General features: G+C 72.5%; 16 protein-coding genes. 15 read left to right on the forward strand and 1 reads right to left on the reverse strand.

Annotated elements, in window-relative coordinates; genetic code table 11:
- The first annotated feature begins 43 nt into the window (after positions 1 to 43).
- Complete coding sequence (gene clpB / locus ACIQRW_RS26025; protein WP_403764494.1) at positions 44 to 2,629, forward strand: ATP-dependent chaperone ClpB; 2,586 nt, start codon at positions 44 to 46, stop codon at positions 2,627 to 2,629.
- A gap of 204 nt (positions 2,630 to 2,833) precedes the next feature.
- Positions 2,834 to 3,379: a YbjN domain-containing protein gene (locus ACIQRW_RS26030; protein ID WP_403764496.1), complete on the forward strand. Its 546-nt coding sequence runs from the start codon at positions 2,834 to 2,836 to the stop codon at positions 3,377 to 3,379.
- 84 nt (positions 3,380 to 3,463) lie between these two features.
- Here ACIQRW_RS26030 and ACIQRW_RS26035 read toward each other — a convergent pair whose 3' ends face one another.
- Positions 3,464 to 4,660, reverse strand: a complete 1,197-nt coding sequence (locus ACIQRW_RS26035) for a pyridoxal phosphate-dependent aminotransferase (RefSeq protein WP_403764498.1) — start codon at positions 4,658 to 4,660, stop codon at positions 3,464 to 3,466.
- Between the two features lie 137 nt (positions 4,661 to 4,797).
- Between ACIQRW_RS26035 and ACIQRW_RS26040 the strand changes: the two genes are divergently transcribed.
- The 13 genes from ACIQRW_RS26040 (at position 4,798) to ACIQRW_RS26100 (ending at position 18,054) form a co-directional block, all read left to right on the forward strand.
- Positions 4,798 to 5,064 carry a hypothetical protein gene (locus tag ACIQRW_RS26040; protein ID WP_403764500.1) on the forward strand — a complete coding sequence of 89 codons (267 nt, stop codon included), beginning with the start codon at positions 4,798 to 4,800 and terminating at the stop codon, positions 5,062 to 5,064.
- Between the two features lie 320 nt (positions 5,065 to 5,384).
- Entirely contained in the window at positions 5,385 to 5,906 is a 522-nt protein-coding gene (locus ACIQRW_RS26045) for a DUF2617 family protein (RefSeq protein ID WP_403764502.1), read from the forward strand.
- A 67-nt stretch (positions 5,907 to 5,973) separates the two neighbouring features.
- A complete protein-coding gene (locus ACIQRW_RS26050; protein WP_403764504.1) occupies positions 5,974 to 7,572 on the forward strand; it encodes a polyamine aminopropyltransferase in 1,599 nt (532 codons plus the stop codon).
- 102 nt (positions 7,573 to 7,674) lie between these two features.
- A complete protein-coding gene (locus tag ACIQRW_RS26055; RefSeq protein WP_403764505.1) occupies positions 7,675 to 8,670 on the forward strand; it encodes an SRPBCC domain-containing protein in 996 nt (331 codons plus the stop codon).
- Positions 8,671 to 8,741: 71 nt separating this feature from the next.
- Positions 8,742 to 9,548: an aldose 1-epimerase gene (locus tag ACIQRW_RS26060; RefSeq protein ID WP_403764507.1), complete on the forward strand. Its 807-nt coding sequence runs from the start codon at positions 8,742 to 8,744 to the stop codon at positions 9,546 to 9,548.
- Positions 9,549 to 9,596: 48 nt separating this feature from the next.
- Positions 9,597 to 10,136: an orotate phosphoribosyltransferase gene (gene pyrE / locus ACIQRW_RS26065; RefSeq protein WP_228921781.1), complete on the forward strand. Its 540-nt coding sequence runs from the start codon at positions 9,597 to 9,599 to the stop codon at positions 10,134 to 10,136.
- A 145-nt stretch (positions 10,137 to 10,281) separates the two neighbouring features.
- On the forward strand, positions 10,282 to 11,313 hold the full coding sequence (gene fbaA, locus ACIQRW_RS26070) for a class II fructose-bisphosphate aldolase (protein ID WP_403764509.1): 1,032 nt from the start codon (positions 10,282 to 10,284) through the stop codon (positions 11,311 to 11,313).
- Positions 11,314 to 11,407: 94 nt separating this feature from the next.
- On the forward strand, positions 11,408 to 12,571 hold the full coding sequence (locus ACIQRW_RS26075) for a MalY/PatB family protein (protein WP_403764511.1): 1,164 nt from the start codon (positions 11,408 to 11,410) through the stop codon (positions 12,569 to 12,571).
- 246 nt (positions 12,572 to 12,817) lie between these two features.
- Positions 12,818 to 14,320 carry a DHA2 family efflux MFS transporter permease subunit gene (locus ACIQRW_RS26080; RefSeq protein ID WP_403764513.1) on the forward strand — a complete coding sequence of 501 codons (1,503 nt, stop codon included), beginning with the start codon at positions 12,818 to 12,820 and terminating at the stop codon, positions 14,318 to 14,320.
- A gap of 87 nt (positions 14,321 to 14,407) precedes the next feature.
- Entirely contained in the window at positions 14,408 to 14,821 is a 414-nt protein-coding gene (locus ACIQRW_RS26085; RefSeq protein WP_007452918.1) for a DUF3151 domain-containing protein, read from the forward strand.
- 137 nt (positions 14,822 to 14,958) lie between these two features.
- Positions 14,959 to 15,807 (forward strand): tryptophan 2,3-dioxygenase family protein, encoded by an 849-nt coding sequence (locus ACIQRW_RS26090; protein WP_403764515.1) that lies wholly within the window; start codon positions 14,959 to 14,961, stop codon positions 15,805 to 15,807.
- Positions 15,800 to 17,026: a kynureninase gene (gene kynU, locus ACIQRW_RS26095; RefSeq protein ID WP_403764517.1), complete on the forward strand. Its 1,227-nt coding sequence runs from the start codon at positions 15,800 to 15,802 to the stop codon at positions 17,024 to 17,026. Before ACIQRW_RS26090 ends, kynU begins: the two co-directional genes overlap by 8 nt.
- Positions 17,027 to 17,148: 122 nt before the next feature.
- Positions 17,149 to 18,054: an alpha/beta hydrolase family protein gene (locus ACIQRW_RS26100; RefSeq protein WP_403764519.1), complete on the forward strand. Its 906-nt coding sequence runs from the start codon at positions 17,149 to 17,151 to the stop codon at positions 18,052 to 18,054.
- Positions 18,055 to 18,148: the final 94 nt, after the last annotated feature.

Consider the following 18,148-nt stretch of genomic DNA (forward strand, 5'->3'; position numbering starts at 1 on the left):
TAAGTCAACACAGGAAACCGGGCGCGAGGAGGAGTGACCACACGTGGACGCCGAGCTGACCAACAAGAGCCGGGACGCCATCAACGCGGCCACCAGCAGGGCCGTGAAGGGCGGGCACGCCGATCTGACCCCGGGGCATCTGCTCCTCGCGCTGCTGGAGGGTCAGGACAACGAGAACGTCATCGACCTGCTCGCCGCCGTCGAGGCCGACCAGGCCGCGGTGCGGGGCGGGACCGAGCGGCTGCTCGGGGGCCTGCCCAGCGTCACCGGCTCCACCGTCGCCCCGCCGGCGCCCAACCGCGAGCTGCTGGCCGTCATCCAGGACGCCGCGCAGCGGGCCAAGGAGCTGGGCGACGACTACATCTCCACCGAGCACCTGCTGATCGGCATCGCGGCCAAGGGCGGCCGTGCCGGTGAGATCCTCGACGGGCAGGGCGCCAGTGCCAGGAAGCTGCTGGCCGCATTCGAGACGAGCAGGGGAGGGCGCCGGGTGACCACACCCGACCCGGAGGGCCAGTACAAGGCCCTGGAGAAGTTCGGCACCGACTTCACGGCCGCCGCACGCGAGGGCAAGCTGGACCCGGTCATCGGCCGCGACCAGGAGATCCGCCGCGTCGTGCAGGTGCTGTCGCGCCGGACGAAGAACAACCCCGTGCTCATCGGTGAGCCCGGCGTCGGCAAGACCGCCGTCGTCGAGGGGCTCGCCCAGCGCATCGTCAAGGGCGACGTTCCCGAGAGCCTGAAGAACAAGCGGCTCGTCTCGCTGGACCTCGGCGCGATGGTCGCCGGCGCGAAGTACCGCGGCGAGTTCGAGGAGCGCCTGAAGACCGTCCTCTCCGAGATCAAGGAGAGCGACGGCCGGATCATCACGTTCATCGACGAACTGCACACCGTCGTCGGCGCGGGCGCCGGCGGCGACTCCGCCATGGACGCGGGCAACATGCTCAAGCCCATGCTGGCCCGCGGCGAGCTGCGCATGGTCGGCGCGACCACGCTCGACGAGTACCGCGAGCGCATCGAGAAGGACCCCGCCCTGGAGCGGCGCTTCCAGCAGGTGCTGGTCGCCGAGCCCTCCGTCGAGGACACCATCGCGATCCTGCGCGGGCTCAAGGGCCGCTACGAGGCCCACCACAAGGTGCAGATCGCGGACTCGGCGCTGGTGGCCGCCGCCACCCTCTCCGACCGCTACATCACCTCCCGCTTCCTCCCCGACAAGGCCATCGACCTCGTCGACGAGGCCGCCTCCCGGCTCCGTATGGAGATCGACTCCTCGCCGCTGGAGATCGACGAACTCCAGCGCTCCGTCGACCGGTTGCGCATGGAGGAGCTGGCCCTCAAGAACGAGTCCGACCCCGCCTCCAAGCAGCGCCTGGAGAAGCTGCGCCGCGACCTCGCCGACAAGGAGGAGGAGCTGCGCGGCCTCAACGCCCGCTGGGAGAAGGAGAAGCAGGGCCTCAACCGGGTCGGTGAGCTGAAGGAGCGCCTCGACGAGCTGCGGGGCCAGGCCGAACGCGCCCAGCGCGACGGCGACTTCGACGCCGCGTCCAAGCTGCTGTACGGCGAGATCCCTGGTCTGGAGCGGGAGTTGGAGGAGGCCGCCGAGGCGGAGCAGGAGGCATCCAAGGACACCATGGTCAAGGAGGAGGTCGGCCCGGACGACATCGCGGACGTCGTCGGCGCCTGGACCGGCATTCCGGCCGGACGGCTGCTGGAGGGCGAGACCCAGAAGCTGCTGCGGATGGAGTCCGAGCTGGGCAAGCGGCTGATCGGGCAGAGCGAGGCCGTGCAGGCCGTGTCCGACGCCGTACGCCGTACGAGGGCCGGGATCGCGGATCCCGACCGGCCCACCGGGTCGTTCCTCTTCCTCGGGCCCACCGGCGTCGGCAAGACCGAGCTGGCCAAGGCGCTCGCGGACTTCCTGTTCGACGACGAGCGGGCCATGATCCGCATCGACATGAGCGAGTACGGCGAGAAGCACAGCGTCGCCCGCCTCGTCGGCGCCCCGCCCGGCTACGTCGGCTACGAGGAGGGCGGCCAGCTCACCGAGGCCGTCCGCCGCCGCCCGTACAGCGTCGTGCTGCTGGACGAGGTCGAGAAGGCCCACCCCGAGGTGTTCGACGTCCTGCTCCAGGTCCTCGACGACGGCCGGCTCACCGACGGCCAGGGCCGCACGGTCGACTTCCGCAACACCATCCTCGTCCTCACCTCCAACCTCGGCTCCCAGTTCCTGATGGACCCCCTGGTCAAGCCCGAGGTCAAGAAGGAGCAGGTGCTGGACGTGGTGCGGGCCTCCTTCAAGCCGGAGTTCATCAACCGGCTCGACGACCTGGTGGTCTTCTCCGCCCTGTCCGGCGACGAGCTCGCGCACATCGCCGGGCTCCAGATCGACCGGCTGGCGAAGCGCCTCGCCGACCGCAGGCTCACCCTGGAGGTCTCGCCGGAGGCGCTGGCCTGGCTCGCCGAGGAGGGCAACGATCCGGCGTACGGGGCGCGGCCGCTGCGCCGGCTCATCCAGACGGCGATCGGCGACCGGCTCGCGAAGGAGATCCTGTCCGGCGAGGTCCGCGACGGTGACACCGTACGGGTGGAGCGGACCGAGGACGGGCTGATCGTCGGCCCCGCCGCGTAACGGCCTCCCGGGTGAGGCCGTAACCGCCGGTCACGGAGCGTCGCAGTCTGTCGGTGGAGGGTCCGGCCGATGTCCGGCCGACGCCCGGCGGGTCCCGTCCGCACACGCTGTCTGTCAGCTTGTGGCGGATCGGGACCGCCCGGGCTTGCCATGCCCCGCCCGCCATGGGAGAGGATGGCCGCAACCGCACGAAGGGAAATAACGGTGAGCATCGATCCGTCCTCGATTCCTAATTTCGGGGGCCAGCCCGAACCGCAGGCGGCAGGACCGGAGGGCCCCGTCGTCCCTGACCAGGACCTCGTCAAGCAGCTCCTCGACCAGATGGAGCTGAAGTACGTCGTCGACGACGAGGGCGACCTCGCGGCGCCGTGGGAAGAGTTCCGGACGTACTTCATGTTCCGGGGCGAGGACGAGCAGCAGGTCTTCTCGGTCCGCACGTTCTACGACCGCCCCCACGAGCTCGACCAGCGTCCCGTCCTGCTGGACGCCATCGACGACTGGAACCGCCGCACCCTGTGGCCCAAGGTCTACACCCACGCCCACGAGGGCGAGGAGGGCGAGGCGGGTTCCGTCCGGCTGATCGGTGAGGCGCAGATGCTCATCGGCACCGGCGTCAGCCTGGAGCACTTCGTCTCCTCGACGGTGAGCTGGGTCCGCGCCTCGATCGAGTTCGACAAGTGGCTCGTCGAGCGCCTCGGCATCGAGCCCGCCGAGGACAAGACGGAGGGCGAGGAGCCCGCGGGCGCCTAGTTCTTCATCGCGACGGGCACGGCACAGCGACGGGCACGGCCCGGGAGGCGGTCAGCACGACCGTCTCCCGGGCCGTCTCCGTGCTCAGCCCAGCCGTGCCAGGCGCTCCACCGCCTCTTCCAGGACCTCGTCCTTCTTGCAGAAGGTGAAGCGGACCTGGCTGCGGCCCGCCTCCGGGTCGTCGTAGAAGACCGAGACCGGCACGGCCGCCACCCCGCAGCGCTCCGGGAGCGCGCGGCAGAAGGCGCCCGCGTCCTCGTCGCCGAACGGGGAGATGTCGGTGGTGATGAAGTACGTCCCCTCCGGCTCGTACACCCGGAAGCCCGCGGCGCGCAGCCCCTTCGCCAGCAGGTCCCGCTTGCGGCGCATGCCCTCCCGGAAGTCGGTGAAGAAGGCGTCGGGCAGGGCGAGCGCCTCGGCGATCGCGTACTGGAACGGACCCCCGCTGACGAAGGTCAGATACTGCTTCGCCGCGCGCACGGCGGCCACCAGCGGCGCGTCCCCGGTGACCCAGCCGATCTTCCACCCGGTGTACGAGAACGTCTTGCCCGAGGAGGAGATCGACACCGTGCGCCCCCGCATCCCGGGGAGCGCGGCGATCGGGTGGTGCGCCCCCGCGAAGACCAGGTGCTCGTACACCTCGTCGGTGACCACCAGCAGATCGTGCTCAACCGCGAGGGCCGCGATCCCGGCGAGTTCGTCGGGGGTGAGCACCGCGCCGGTCGGGTTGTGCGGGGTGTTCAGGAGCAGGAGGCGGGTGCGCGGGGTGATCAGGGTGCGCAGTTCGTCGAGGTCCGGGCGGAAGTCCGGGGCGCGCAGGGTGAGCGGTACGCGCTTCGCGCCCGCCATGGCGATGCACGCGGCGTACGAGTCGTAGTACGGCTCGAACGCGATGACCTCGTCGCCCGGTTCGAGGAGGGCGAGCAGCGAGGCGGCGATCGCCTCGGTGGCGCCGGTCGTCACCAGGACCTCCGTCTCCGGCGACCAGGTCAGGCCGTAGAAGCGTTCCTGGTGGGCGGCGACGGCGGCGCGCAGCTCCGGGACACCGGGGCCCGGCGGGTACTGGTTGCCGTGCCCGGCGCGCAGCGCCCGGACCGCCGCCTCCCGGATCTCCTCGGGGCCGTCGGTGTCGGGGAAGCCCTGGCCGAGGTTGATGGAGCCGGTCCGCACGGCCAGCGCGGACATCTCCGCGAAGATCGTCGTGCCGAACGCGGCGAGGCGGCGGTTGAGCAGTGGCCGCCCCTCTGCTGGGGTTCCCTGTGTCGCTCGTCCCTGTGTCATGGGCGCCATCCTGGGCCGAAGCTCTGGAGTTGCTCAAGTCCGCTTTGGCGCGCGGAGTGCCGGGGAATCCCCCTCACACAACAACGGGGAAGCGAGGGGGGACCTCGCTTCGGGGGAGAGAAAGGCGGGTGGGGAGCATGAGCGTCTTCATCGCGGTGCTGGTTTCCGTGGTCGTCATCGGAGCGCTGTTGGCCGGTCTGCGGGTCACCGGTGGGCGCGGGCCGTCGAAGCCGCGCGCCGGTCGCCGGCGTTCCGCGAGCGGGGCCTCGGCCGACGGCGGTGGCAGCTCCGGCGGCTGGTGGTCGGGGGGCGACTCCGGCAGCGACGGCTCCGGCGGGCACTCCTGCGGCGGCGGCTCGTCGTGCGGGGGCGGCGGTGGCGGCTGCGGTGGCGGCGGCAGCTGACCGGGCCGCCGCCGCACGGTCACCGAAGGTGACGTGACGCCGGGCGTCCGGAGGGTGAACTCCCTCCGGACGCTCTTTTGTTGAGCGACGCGGACGTTTTTGGTTGAACAAGTGAACCGGTGGGCCCCCGGGGGGATGGAAACCACGGCAAGTTGGGCGAAAACGCTGTGAGTGGGCGTACTTCGTGATTCCCTCGTCGAAGAGAACAATCAGCCCTCGGACCCCAGTCGGACCAGATCGGGCGCTCCCCACCTCCCACGCGCAGCAACTCGGGGGCGTCCTGCTGTCCATGTGTCCATGTGTGTTTGCGGAGCCCACCCATGCTCACCACCCTCCAGACGGCCTATTCCGATACCCGCGCCGCCGACCTGGCCTGGATGCTGGGGCGGGAGCCGCTGCCCGCCCTGGCGGTCCTCGATCTCCAGCTCGGCGGCGCCGAACTCCAGTTGAGACTGCTCGGCGCCTCCCATCAGGTCCTCCTCCAGGAGGACCGCGGCGTCTGCTCCGAGACCGTGGCCTGTATGCCCGGCAGCAGCACCCCCCTGCCTCTCGGCGTCGCGAAGCGGCTCGGGGACTGGGAGTACGCATTCGCGGCGCGCGTCGAGACCCTGACGCAGGGGCAGTTCGCCGGGCGGGCGCAGGAGTTGCTCGCCCTGGTGAGCGACCATCCGCACGGTCTGGCGGGCACCTTCCCCGGCAGCCCGTACGCCTTCACCGCGATGCTCGCCCAGCGGACCGAGGGTCAGGTGCGGTGGCGCACCTGGCACGCGTACCCGCAGGAAGGGCAGTTGGTGGTGACCCGGACCAGGGTGGGGGTGCGGATTACCGCGCCCGCGGCCTGACCGGAAGGGGCACTTACACCCGTGTGGGTGACAGGCTGCGATGATGCAGTGACGTAGCGTTCGCCTCATGATCGACCAGCAGATACCGCTGCGAGGGGGCGCGGCGCGGCTTCCTGTACGGCCGAGGACCGGCCGGTTCCTCGTGCTGGCCGCGGTCTTCGTCTGCGCCGCCTGCGGTCTCGTCTACGAGCTCGAACTGGTCGCCCTCGCCTCCTACTTGATCGGCGACTCGGTTACCCAGGCCTCCGTGGTGCTCTCCGTGATGGTGTTCGCGATGGGCATCGGCTCCCTTCTCGCGAAACGTTTGCGCTGCCGCGCCGCCGTCGGTTTCGGGATGGTCGAGGCGGCCCTCGCGCTGATCGGCGGCTCCTCCGCGCTGGTGCTCTACGCCTCGTTCGCCTGGCTCGGCGACTCGCAGTACGCGCTGGTCGGGTTCTCGCTGGCGATCGGGGTGCTGATCGGCGCGGAGATCCCGCTGCTGATGACGTTGATCCAGCGCGTCGACCGGCAGGACGCGGGCGGGGCCGTCGCCGATCTCTTCGCCGCCGACTACGTGGGCGCGCTGGTCGGCGGGCTCGCGTTCCCGTTCCTGCTGCTGCCGGTGCTGGGGCAGTTGACCGGTGCGCTGTTCACCGGCGCGGTCAACGCGGCGGCGGGCGGCGCACTGGTCCTGTGGGTGTTCCGGCGCGATCTCACCTCCCGTTCCCGGTGGCTCCTCGTCCTGGTCAACGGCTCGGTGATCGCGGTGCTGGCCACGGCCACGGTGCTGGTCGACGACTTCGAGCGGGCCGCGCGACGGGCGGTGTACGGGGACCAGGTGCGGGTCGCCATGCAGACCGGGGTGCAGGAGGTCGTCCTGACCGGCACCGACCGCGATTCCCTCGACCTCTATCTGGACGGCCGGCTGCGGGTCAGCGCCCGCGACGAGTACCGCTACCACGAGGCGCTGGTGCACCCCGCGATGAACGGGCCCCGCGCCCGCGTCCTCATCCTGGGCGGCGGCGACGGACTGGCCGCCCGCGAGATGCTGCGTTACGAGGATGTCCGCTCGGTCACCGTCGTCGAGCTGGACCCGGCCGTCACCCGACTGGCCCGCACGGACCCCGCTCTCTCCGAGCTGAACGACCACGCCTTCCGTGACCCCCGCGTCTCGGTGGTCGGGGCGGACGCGTTCACCTGGCTCCGGGCCGACCGGGGACGCTACGACGTGGTGATCTCCGACCTTCCGGACCCGGGCATCACCGCCAGCACGAAGCTGTACTCCGCCGAGTTCTACGGGCTGGTCGCGGAGGCCCTGGCCCCGGACGGGCGGCTCGTGGTGCACGCCGGGCCGCTGGGCGCCCGGCCGGGGACCTTCTGGACGGTGGAGGCCTCGATGCGCGCGGGCGGCCTCGCGACCCGCCCGTACCGCGTCACCGGCCGGTACACGGGCTTCGCCGCGAGCCCGGACCGGGGCGGCGGCGAGGACCGGGAGCGGGAGGACTGGGGCTTCCTCCTCGCCGGACCGGGCGTGGCTCCGCAGCTCGCGCTGGCCGCAGGCGGGCCCGTACCGCGGTCGCTGGGCGGCCGGGAGCTGCGCGAGGGGGCGCGGGCGGCGGACGAGGCCCGGCTATTCGGGCTGATTCCCTCGACGCTGATCCATCCCCGGTACTGGGAGGACGCGTGAGCGCGCCCGGGGGCGCGGTCGGGCCCCTGTTCGGCGGGCGGCCCGGCTTTCGGCGGGCGGAAGCGCTGACGTTCGGGCCGGGGCCGATTAGGCTCGGTTTCCATGGAGCATGAGGTGTTCGTTCCGGTTCCCGTCCCGACCCTGCTGCGCACGCTGGGCGATCCCGCCCGGGTCGCCCGCTGCGTCCCCGGCCTCCAGCAGGACGCCGACGCGTCGGCGTCGCCCCTGGCGGGCCGGCTGAAGCTGCGGGCCGGCGGCCACACCATCACCTACCGGGGCGAGCTGCGGCTCACCGGCCCGGAGGAGCCCGACGGTTCGGGCGGACAGCGCTTCTCGGTGACCGGGCGAGGTGTCGAGGCCCGGGGTGCCGGTGCGGTCGAGCTGGCCCTGACCATCGGCCTCACGGAGGCGGACGGCGGGACGGCGCTCGCCTACAGCGGCACCGCGAGCGGGGACGGACGGCTGGTCGAGCTGGAGGAGGGCGCCGCGCTCGCGGCTGCCCACCGGCTCCTGGACCGTTTCACCCAGCAGTTGGTGACGGAGTCGCTGGCGGTGCGGGACACGGGTGAGGGTGAGGCCGAGGGCGATGGCCTGGACAGTGATAGCGACGGCGGCGGTGACAGCGGCGACGGGGACGGGGCGGTGGTCGCCGAGGGGCTCTCGGGCGATGAGGACGCGGTCGAGGGTGTCGGGAACGAAGGCGTCGGGGACGAAGGTGGTTCTTCCGGGGCCGGGGCGGAGACCGGGGCCGGGGCGGAGGCCGAGGTCGGGGCGGAGGCCGAGGTCGGCGTCCCCGGTGCGGAGGAGTCCGGGTCCGTGTTCGACTCGCCCGTGCCGCCGCCCTCGCTCGACCCCGTCGCCGGCGTGGAGTTCACCGTTCCGGACGAACCGCCCGCCGAGGCCGCGCACGCCCGCCGCACCATGATCGGGCGCAGCGCCGAGGAGGTCGACCACGCGCCCCCTCGGGGCCGCTACGCCCCCGTGCCCTCCCCGGAGGCGGGCGGTGCGAGCACCACCCTGCGGTGGGTCGCCCCCGCCGCCGCCCTCGCGCTCGCCTCCGCCGTGGTGCTGAGCCGGGCGCTGCGACGCCGGAGGTAGCGGGCGCCGGAGCCGATGGGCACCGGAGGTAACGGGCGCCGGAGGCGGGGGCGGGCCAGTAGGGTCGTCGGGTGAGCAGGAGCGAAGAGAACGTCAGGCTGACCGTCGGCGAGGCCGAGTTGACCGTCGACCCCGGGCACGGCTGCCGGATCAGCAGCCTGCGGATCGGGGGCGCCGAACTGCTCCGCCAGGGCGAGCGGTACGGCTGCTTCCCGATGGTGCCCTGGTGCGGGCGCACCGGGAACGGGGAGTTCCGCAACGGCGACGAGCTCCACCGGCTGCCGCTGAACTCCCCGCCGCACGCCATCCACGGCACCGGCCGCGACACCTCCTGGCAGTCGGCGTTCACGGCCGCCGACCTGGAGGAGGGGCGGGCCGCGTTCTACTACGACCTCGCCGAGCCCTGGCCGTACCGGGGGCGGGTGACGCAGACCTTCGAGCTGACCGGGGACGCGCTGACGCTGGGCCTCGCCGTCGAGACGTCACGCGACTCCTTCCCGGCCCAGGCCGGCTGGCACCCCTGGTTCCACCGCACCATCGACGGCGTGGCCGCCGAGCTCTCCTTCGACGCCGCCTGGCAGGAGGAACGCGGCGCGGACCATCTGCCCACCGGCCGTCGCGTCGACCCCCTGCCCGGGCCGTGGGACGACTGCTTCGGCATGCCCGACGGCGTGGACGTGAAGCTCACCTGGCCGGAGCGGCTGGAGCTGACGGTGAAGAGCCGCAGCGAGTGGGTGGTCGTCTACGACGAGCAGGACGAGGCCGTCTGCGTCGAGCCGCAGTCCGGGCCGCCGAACGGGCTGAACACCGCGCCCCGGCTGGTGACCCCGATCGACCCACTGGAGATGACGACGACCTGGAGCTGGACGCGGCTCTGAGCCGGTGCCCGGCGGTGGGCCGGTGCGGTACCGCTTACCCTCGTGGTCATGACTGACGTACGCGCTGACCTGCTCCAGCAGATCAAGGACAAGGCCGTGGTGCACGGCAAGGTGACCCTCTCCTCGGGGCTGGAAGCCGACTGGTACATCGACCTGCGCCGGATCACGCTGGACGGCAAGGCCGCGCCGCTGGTCGGCCAGGTCATGCTCGACGCCACCGCCGAGCTGGACTACGACTGCGTCGGCGGGCTGACCCTGGGCGCCGACCCGGTCGCCACCTCGATGCTGCACGCCTCCGCCGCCCGGGGTAAGAGCCTGGACGCGTTCGTCGTCCGCAAGGCGCAGAAGGCGCACGGGATGCAGCGCCGGATCGAGGGCACCGACGTGAAGGGCCGCCGCTGCCTGGTCGTCGAGGACACCTCGACGACGGGCGGTTCGCCGCTGACCGCCGTCGAGGCGGTGCGCGAGGCGGGCGGCGAGGTCGTCGCCGTCGCCGTGATCGTCGAGCGCGGTGCCGCCCCGGCCGTCGCCGAGGCCGGTCTGCCGTACATCCACGTCTACTCGGTGGCCGACCTCGACCTGGGCTGACCCCGGGGCGGACCCGGTTTCACGTGAAACCGGGTCCGCCGAGTGGAGCCGGATGAGGAGTCTGGGAAGATGGGGGCGACGATGACGTCGCCCCCAGGTCAGGGACTCAAAGCCTGCACACCCGCACATCCCAAGGAGCGGTCAGATGCCCATCGCAACCCCCGAGGCGTACGCCGAGATGCTCGACCGGGCAAAGGCGGGCAAGTTCGCCTACCCGGCCATCAACGTCACCTCGTCCCAGACCCTGCACGCCGCCCTGCGCGGCTTCGCGGAGGCCGAGAGCGACGGCATCGTCCAGATCTCCACCGGCGGTGCGGAGTTCCTGGGCGGCCAGTACAGCAAGGACATGGTCACGGGTGCGGTCGCCCTGGCGGAGTTCGCGCACATCGTCGCCGCGAAGTACGACGTCACCATCGCGCTGCACACCGACCACTGCCCCAAGGACAAGCTGGACGGTTACGTACGTCCGCTGCTCGACGTCTCCGCGGAGCGCGTCGCCAAGGGTCTGAACCCGCTGTTCCAGTCCCACATGTGGGACGGCTCGGCCGAGACCCTCGCCGACAACCTGTCCATCGGCCAGGAGCTGCTGGCCAAGGCCGCCGCCGCCAGGATCATCCTTGAGGTCGAGATCACCCCGACCGGCGGTGAGGAGGACGGCGTCACGCACGAGATCAACGACGAGCTGTACACGACCGTCGACGACGCGCTGCGCACCGCCGAGGCGCTCGGCCTGGGCGAGAAGGGCCGCTACCTGCTGGCCGCCTCCTTCGGCAACGTCCACGGCGTCTACAAGCCGGGCAACGTCGTGCTCCGTCCCGAGCTGCTGAAGGACCTTCAGGCGGGCGTCTCCGAGAAGTACGGCAAGCCGGCCGGCAGCCAGCCGTTCGACTTCGTCTTCCACGGTGGCTCCGGCTCCACCGCCGAGGAGATCGCCACCGCGCTGGAGAACGGCGTCGTGAAGATGAACCTCGACACCGACACCCAGTACGCCTTCACCCGCCCGGTCGTGGACCACATGTTCCGCAACTACGACGGTGTCCTGAAGGTCGACGGCGAGGTCGGCAACAAGAAGACCTACGACCCCCGTACCTGGGGCAAGGCCGCCGAGGCGGGCATGGCCAAGCGCGTCACCGAGGCGTGCGGGCACCTGCGCTCCACGGGTACGAAGCTGAAGTAATCACCCGTCTGCACGGACGTACGGTGTCGGGCCCGGTCCTCCTTCCAGGGGGCCGGGCCCGTCGCCGTACCGGGAGAGAGAAAGAGGCCCCGCTGTGGGTGCGACTTACGATTTCGACACCGTCGTCGACCGCCGGGGCACCTGGTGCGTCCAGTGGGACGGGGTCGCGGACCGGTTCGGGGTCGACGGGCTGCTGCCGTTCACCATCTCCGACATGGACTTCGCCACGGCCCCCGAGGTCCTGGCCGCGCTCCGGGACCGCCTGGAACACGGGGTGTTCGGCTACACCACCTGGCAGCAGGACGACTTCCGCTCGGCGATAGCCCACTGGTACGCGACCCGGTACGACACCACGATCGACACCGGGCAGCTGGTCTACGGTCCGTCCGTGCTCAACCAGCTCTCCCAGCTGCTCCGGATGTGGACGGAGGAAGGGGACGGAGTCGTCGTCCACACCCCCACGTACGACGGCTTCCGCAAGGCGATCACCGGGCTCGGGCGCGAGCTGCGGGGGGTGCCGGTGGGGGACGAGGAGGCGCTGGAGCGCGAGCTGTCGCGGGCGGACGCGAAGGTCCTGGTGCTGTGTTCGCCGCACAACCCGACGGGGCGGGTGTGGACGGCCGACGAGCTGGCCCGGACGGCGGAGCTCGCGGAGCGGCACGGGGTCGCGGTGATCAGCGACGAGATCCACGCGGACTTCGTGCACGAGGAGCATGCGGGGCGTGGCCATGTGCCGTGGACGCGGGTGGCGGGCGCCGGGCGCTGGGCGCTCATCTCCTCCGGGTCGAAGGCGTTCAACTTTCCAGCGCTGACCGGGTCGTACGGGCTGATCGGTGATCCGGCGGACCGGGCGGAGTATGTGCGCCGGATGGAGACGGGGGAGGGGCTGGCGTCGCCGGCCGTTCTGTCGTTGACCGCGCACATCGCGGCGTACCGGGAGGGGGCGGCGTGGCTGGACGCGGTACGGGCGTATGTGGCGGGGAACCTCGGTTACGTCGCGGAGCGGCTGGGCGAGGCATTCCCGGAGCTGGGATGGGCGCCGCCGCAGGCCGGGTACCTGGCCTGGATCGACCTGCGGCCGCTGGGGGTGGACGACGCCGCGTTGCAGCGGGTGCTGGTGGAGCGGGAGGGGGTGGCGATCATGGGGGGTTCCGTTTATGGGGCGCCCGGGTTCGTCCGGCTGAACGTGGGGTGTCCTCGGGAGAAGGTGGTGCGGGGGGTGGCGGCGTTGGTGCGGGCGGTGGGGGCCGTGCGGTAGGGGTGGTTGCGGGGGCGCTGCCCCCGTGCCCCCGTTGCGGGGGCGCTGCCCCCGCGCCCCCGCTCCTCAATCGCCGGAGGGGCTGGAAATGCGGGCCTCGGTCCCGTGCCCCCGCTCCTCAATCGCCGGAGGGGCTGGATTTGCCCGGGTCCGTGGAGTGCGGGCGCTGCCCCCGCGCCCCCGCTCCTCAATCGCCGGAGGGGCTGGGAATGCGCCGAAAGGCGTGAATCGGGGCATGCTGCTCCCATGGCTGCTGCCCCCGCACCCGGAGAGATTCGGGTCGCCTCGTCCGTCGGGCGGTGGGTCGTGCTGACCACCGTGCTCGGCTCCAGCATGGCGATGCTGGACTCCACGGTCATCAACGTGGCCCTGCCTCGCATCGGCGAGGACCTCGGCACCGACATGGCCGCGCTCCAGTGGACCGTCAACGCGTACATGCTCACGCTCGCCGGGCTGATCCTCCTCGGCGGGGCGCTCGGGGACCGGTACGGGCGGCGGCGGGTGTTCGTGGTGGGGGTGGTGTGGTTCGCGGTGGCCTCGTTGTTCTGCGGGATCGCGCCGAACGCGGAGGTTCTCATCGCCGCCCGGGCCTTGCAAGGGGTTGGCGGCGCGCTGCTCACTCCGGGGTCCCTCGCGCTCATCCAGGCGAGTTTCCATCCGGACGACCGGGCCCGGGCCGTGGGGCTCTGGTCCGGGTTCGGTGGGGTCGGGGCGGCTGTGGGGCCCTTCGTGGGCGGGTGGCTCGTCGACGGGCCCGGGTGGCGGTGGGTCTTCCTGCTCAATCTGCCGCTCGCCGCGATCTGCGTGCCCGTCGCGCTCCGGCACGTACCGGAGTCGCGGGATCCTGCGGCGCACGGCCGGTTCGACGTGCTGGGGGCCGTTCTCGGGGCGCTGGCGCTCGCCGGGGTGACGTACGCCCTTATCGAGGCCCCGGGGCGGGGAGCGTCGCCGGTGGTGGTCGGGTCGGCCCTCGGTGGGGTGGCCCTCGGAGTGGCGTTCGTCCTGGTCGAGCGCCGGCGGGCGGATCCCATGCTGCCGCCGTCGATCTTCCGCTCCCGGCTGTTCACCTCGGTCAACCTGGTGACCTTCTGCGTCTACGCGGCCCTCGGCGGCTTCTTCTTCCTCTCCGCGATCCAGCTCCAGGTGGTGGCCGGATACTCGGCGCTGGGGGCCGGTACCGCGCTGCTGCCGACCACGGTCCTCATGCTGCTGTTCTCCGCCTGGTCGGGGGAGCTGGGGCGGCGGATCGGGCCGCGTATCCCCCTCACCGTGGGGCCGCTGCTGGCCGCCGCCGGGATGCTCCTGATGTTGCGGGTGGGGCCCGGCACCCCGTCCGTCGGTTCGTACGTCGGTGAGGTGCTGCCCGCCGTATCGGTGCTCGGCGCCGGGCTCGTCGTGGTCGTCGCGCCGCTCACCGCGACCGTCCTGGCCGCCGTGGACGCCGGGCGGGCGGGGCTGGCCAGCGGCATCAACAACGCCGCCGCGCGGGCCGCGGGGCTCATCGCGGTGGCGGCCCTGCCGCTGCTCGCCGGGATGGGGCCCGAGGCGTACCGGGACGCGGGCGAGTTCGCCGCGACCTTCCGGCGGGCGATGCCGATGTGCGCCGGGCTGCTGGTGGTCGGCGCGGTCATCGCCTGGTGGACGGTGCGCACCCCGGCCACCGCCGCCGTCCGCGGCGAGCGGCCCGAGTGCGCGGTGCACTGCGGGGTGGTCGCCCCACCACTGGAGCCGGAGCGCCGCGAGGGATGACGTACGCCCGCGGGACAGGCCCCGGAGCCCGGGCGGCCGAGTCGGGGTGCGGTGCCGCCGGGGCGTCGCGGCAGGCACACTTGAGCCATGTCCATCCACGAGAACCTGCTCGGGGGCCCTGCCCCGACCCACCTCCCCGACGACCCGGAGCCGCGCGAGCTGCTCGCCGCCGGCACCCCGCCCGCCGAGGTCGCCGCGAAGTACCCCACCTCCTCGCTCGCCTGGGCGCAGCTCGCCGACGAGGCGTTCGAGGGCGGCCGGGTCGTCGAGTCGTACGCGTACGCCCGTACCGGCTACCACCGCGGCCTCGACTCCCTGCGCCGGGCCGGCTGGAAGGGCCACGGGCCCGTCCCGTTCGAGCACGAGCCGAACCGCGGCTTCCTGCGCGCCCTGCACGCCCTGGCGCGGGCCGCCGGGTCGATCGGGGAGACCGAGGAGCACGAGCGCTGCTCGACGTTCCTGCGCGACTCCTCGCCGACCGCCGCCGACATCCTGAGCTGAGCAGTCCTCCCCTGAGCCGCTCCCTGCCCAAGCACATCGGGCGGGGAGCGGCTTAGTATGCGAACAGGGGACCGGAGCTCCATCACCTCACGGAAGGGGCGGACCGCTACCCGGAAGCTCGTGTCGAGGAGACAGAAATGTCGACGAATCACCCCGACCCCGAAGCCACCGGTGCGGACACCCCGCACCTGGACTTCGAGGGAACGACTCCGTACGAGGACTATGTCCAGGCGGATGTCCTGACCCACCTCCAGCACCTGTGCTCGGACGATCCCGGCGAGATGGTCTTCCTGGTCACCACCCAGGTCATGGAGTTGTGGTTCACGGTCATCGTCCATGAGTGGGAGACCGCGACCCGCGCCCTGCGCGAGGACCGCATACCCGTCGCGCGCGACGCCCTGAAGCGTTCGCTGCGCGAGCTGGAGGCGCTCAACGACTCCTGGCGGCCGCTGGCCGGACTCACGCCCGCCCAGTTCAACTCCTACCGGGGTTCCCTCGGCGAGGGCTCCGGGTTCCAGTCGGCCATGTACCGGCGGATGGAGTTCCTGCTCGGCGACAAGTCCGCCTCCATGCTGGTGCCGCACCGGGGCGCGCCCCGCGTGTACGCCGAGCTGGAGAAGGCGCTCGGGGAGCCCAGCCTGTACGACGAGACCCTCGCCCTGCTGGCCCGGCGCGGCTATGCCATCCCCGAGTCGGTCACCGGCCGGGACCTGACCAAGCGGTACGAGCCGTCGCCCGAGGTCGAGGCGGTGTGGGCGGAGATCTACGCCTCCGATGACCAGAACGACGAGCTGGTGCGCCTCGGCGAGCTGCTCACCGACGTCGGCGAGCTCGTCTGGCGCTGGCGCAACGATCACCTCGTCGCCACCCGGCGCGCGATGGGCTCCAAGACCGGCACCGGCGGTTCCGCCGGGGTGGCCTGGCTGGAGAAGCGCGCCACGAAGAACGTGTTCCCCGAGCTGTGGACGGCGCGCAGCCATGTCTGAGACCACGACCACGACCACGACGGCAGACCTCCGCGAGCGCGCCGCCGTTCTCGACGCCGCCGATCCGCTCGCCGCGCGACGGAAGCTCTTCGCCCTCGACGACGGCGTCTACCTCGACGGCAACTCGCTGGGCGCGCTGCCCGTCCACGTCCCCGCCCGCGTCCAGGACGTCCTCACCCGCCAGTGGGGCGAGCTGCGCATCCGGTCCTGGGACGAGAGCGGCTGGTGGACCGCGCCCGAGCGGATCGGCGACCGGATCGCCCCGCTCGTCGGGGCCGCCGCCGGGCAGATCGTCGTCGGTGACTCGACCAGCGTGAACGTCTTCAAGGCCGTCGTCGCCGCGGGCCGGCTCGCGGGGGAGGGACGCGACGAGATCCTGGTTGACGCGACGACCTTTCCCACGGACGGGTACATCGCCTCGTCCGCCGCCCGGCTCACCGGTCACCGGATCGTGCCCGTCGCCCCCGCCGACGTCCCGGCCGCGCTCGGGCCGCGTACCGCCGCCGTGCTGCTCAACCACGTCGACTACCGCTCCGGCCGGCTGCACGACCTGCCCGGACTGACCGCCGCCGTCCACGCGGCGGGGGCGGTCGTGGTGTGGGACCTCTGCCACAGCGCCGGCGCGCTGCCCGTCGGACTGGACGAGCACGGGGTGGACCTCGCGGTCGGCTGCACCTACAAGTACCTGAACGGCGGCCCCGGTTCGCCCGCGTACCTGTACGTCGCCGAGCGCCACCAGGCCGCCTTCGACTCGCCGTTGCCGGGCTGGAACTCGCACGCCGACCCGTTCGGCATGACCCCCGACTACGCCCCCGCGGACGGTTCCGTACGGGGCCGGGTCGGCACGCCCGACATCGTCTCCATGCTGACGCTGGAGGCGGCGCTCGACGTGTGGGACGGGGTCTCCGTCGACGTGGTGCGGGCCAAGTCCCTCGCCCTGACGGACTTCTTCCTGGAGTGCGTCGAGGCGTACGTCCCGGCGGGTCGGGTCACCTCCGTCACCCCGGCCGCGCACGCCGAACGCGGCAGCCAGGTCGCCCTGCGCTGCGACGCGGCCGAGCCCGTGATGCGCCGGCTGATCGAGCGGGGCGTCGTCGGCGATCTGCGGCGGCCGGACGTGCTGCGGTTCGGCTTCACCCCGCTGTACGTGGGGTTCGCCGACGCGGAACGGGCGGCGCGGATTCTCGCCGAGGTGCTCGCCGGGGATACCGTCGGCTGACGGGCCGTCACGGTCTGTTCGACCGGGCGGGGACGGTGCCGAGTGCTGGTACCGTCCCCGCAGGTCAGCCCAGTTGGGCAAGAACACAGGCACTGGACACAGGCATAGGACGGTTGAGCAGCATGTCGGATTCTGCCGCGCGTGATCGGGACGTCGCCGAGACGGAGTCGGCGCTCGCGCATCCGGAGGTCGCGCCCGACCGGTCCGCCGCCTACGGGGACCACCCCGACCAGGTCATCGACTTCTACGCCCCGCGCGACGGCCGCACCGGCGCCCCGCTCGTCGTCCTCCTGCACGGCGGCGCCTGGCGGGCCCCGTACGACCGGGCCCATGTCTCCCCGCTCGCGGACTTCCTGGCCCGCCGGGGCTTCGCCGTGGCGAGCGTGGAGTACCGGCGCGGCGGCGACGACATCCCGCAGCAGCGCGGCGGCGGGGAGAAGGCCCGGCCGGGCGGCGCCGACCCCGTCGCGGGGCGCTGGCCGGAGACCTTTGACGACGTGGCCGCGGCGATGGACGCGATGCCCGTGCTGGCCGCCCGCGAGCTGCCCGGGGCCGATGTGCGGCGGATCGTGGTCACCGGGCACTCGGCGGGCGGGCACCTCGCCCTGTGGGCGGCGGCGCGGCACGTCCTGCCCGAGGGGTCGCCATGGCGGCTGCCCGCCCCGCCGCCGCTGCGCGGGGTCGTCGCCCTGGCCCCGATCGCGGACTTCACGACGGCGGTCGAGCTGGGGGTGTGCGGCGGTGCGGTCGCTCAACTCCTGGGCGGGGAAGACGACTTCGGGGGCCGGGCGGCGCAGTCCGACCCCGGGGTGCTGGTGCCGACCGGGATCGCCACCGCGATCGTGCAGGGCGTCGAGGACATCGTCGTGCCGCAGGCCGTCTCCGAGGCGTACGTCGACGCGGCGGCCAGGTCCGGCGAGATGGTGGGGCTGACGCTGCTCGGCGGCGTCGGGCACTTCCCGCTGATCGATCCGGCCGCCGACGCCTGCGCCGTCGTGGCCGAGGAGATCACCCAGCTCGCCTGGTGAATCGCTTCGGGCCCCGCCCGATCGCGGACGGGGCGTGATCCGGACGGGGCGTGATCCGGACTGGGCGTGATCCGGACGGGACGCGATCGCGGCC

Origin of the sequence: Streptomyces sp. NPDC091287 (assembly GCF_044768525.1) — a bacterium.
GTDB lineage: Bacteria > Actinomycetota > Actinomycetes > Streptomycetales > Streptomycetaceae > Streptomyces.

Bases quoted from the DNA above. Each gene is read 5' to 3' on its own strand.
- ACIQRW_RS26035 (WP_403764498.1), bottom strand. From the start codon at position 4,660: ATGACACAGGGACGAGCGACACAGGGAACCCCAGCAGAGGGGCGGCCA.
- fbaA (WP_403764509.1), top strand. From the start codon at position 10,282: ATGCCCATCGCAACCCCCGAGGCGTACGCCGAGATGCTCGACCGGGCA.
- ACIQRW_RS26040 (WP_403764500.1), top strand. From the start codon at position 4,798: ATGAGCGTCTTCATCGCGGTGCTGGTTTCCGTGGTCGTCATCGGAGCG.
- kynU (WP_403764517.1), top strand. From the start codon at position 15,800: ATGTCTGAGACCACGACCACGACCACGACGGCAGACCTCCGCGAGCGC.
- ACIQRW_RS26045 (WP_403764502.1), top strand. From the start codon at position 5,385: ATGCTCACCACCCTCCAGACGGCCTATTCCGATACCCGCGCCGCCGAC.
- pyrE (WP_228921781.1), top strand. From the start codon at position 9,597: ATGACTGACGTACGCGCTGACCTGCTCCAGCAGATCAAGGACAAGGCC.
- ACIQRW_RS26050 (WP_403764504.1), top strand. From the start codon at position 5,974: ATGATCGACCAGCAGATACCGCTGCGAGGGGGCGCGGCGCGGCTTCCT.
- ACIQRW_RS26055 (WP_403764505.1), top strand. From the start codon at position 7,675: ATGGAGCATGAGGTGTTCGTTCCGGTTCCCGTCCCGACCCTGCTGCGC.
- ACIQRW_RS26090 (WP_403764515.1), top strand. From the start codon at position 14,959: ATGTCGACGAATCACCCCGACCCCGAAGCCACCGGTGCGGACACCCCG.
- ACIQRW_RS26100 (WP_403764519.1), top strand. From the start codon at position 17,149: ATGTCGGATTCTGCCGCGCGTGATCGGGACGTCGCCGAGACGGAGTCG.
- ACIQRW_RS26080 (WP_403764513.1), top strand. From the start codon at position 12,818: ATGGCTGCTGCCCCCGCACCCGGAGAGATTCGGGTCGCCTCGTCCGTC.
- ACIQRW_RS26085 (WP_007452918.1), top strand. From the start codon at position 14,408: ATGTCCATCCACGAGAACCTGCTCGGGGGCCCTGCCCCGACCCACCTC.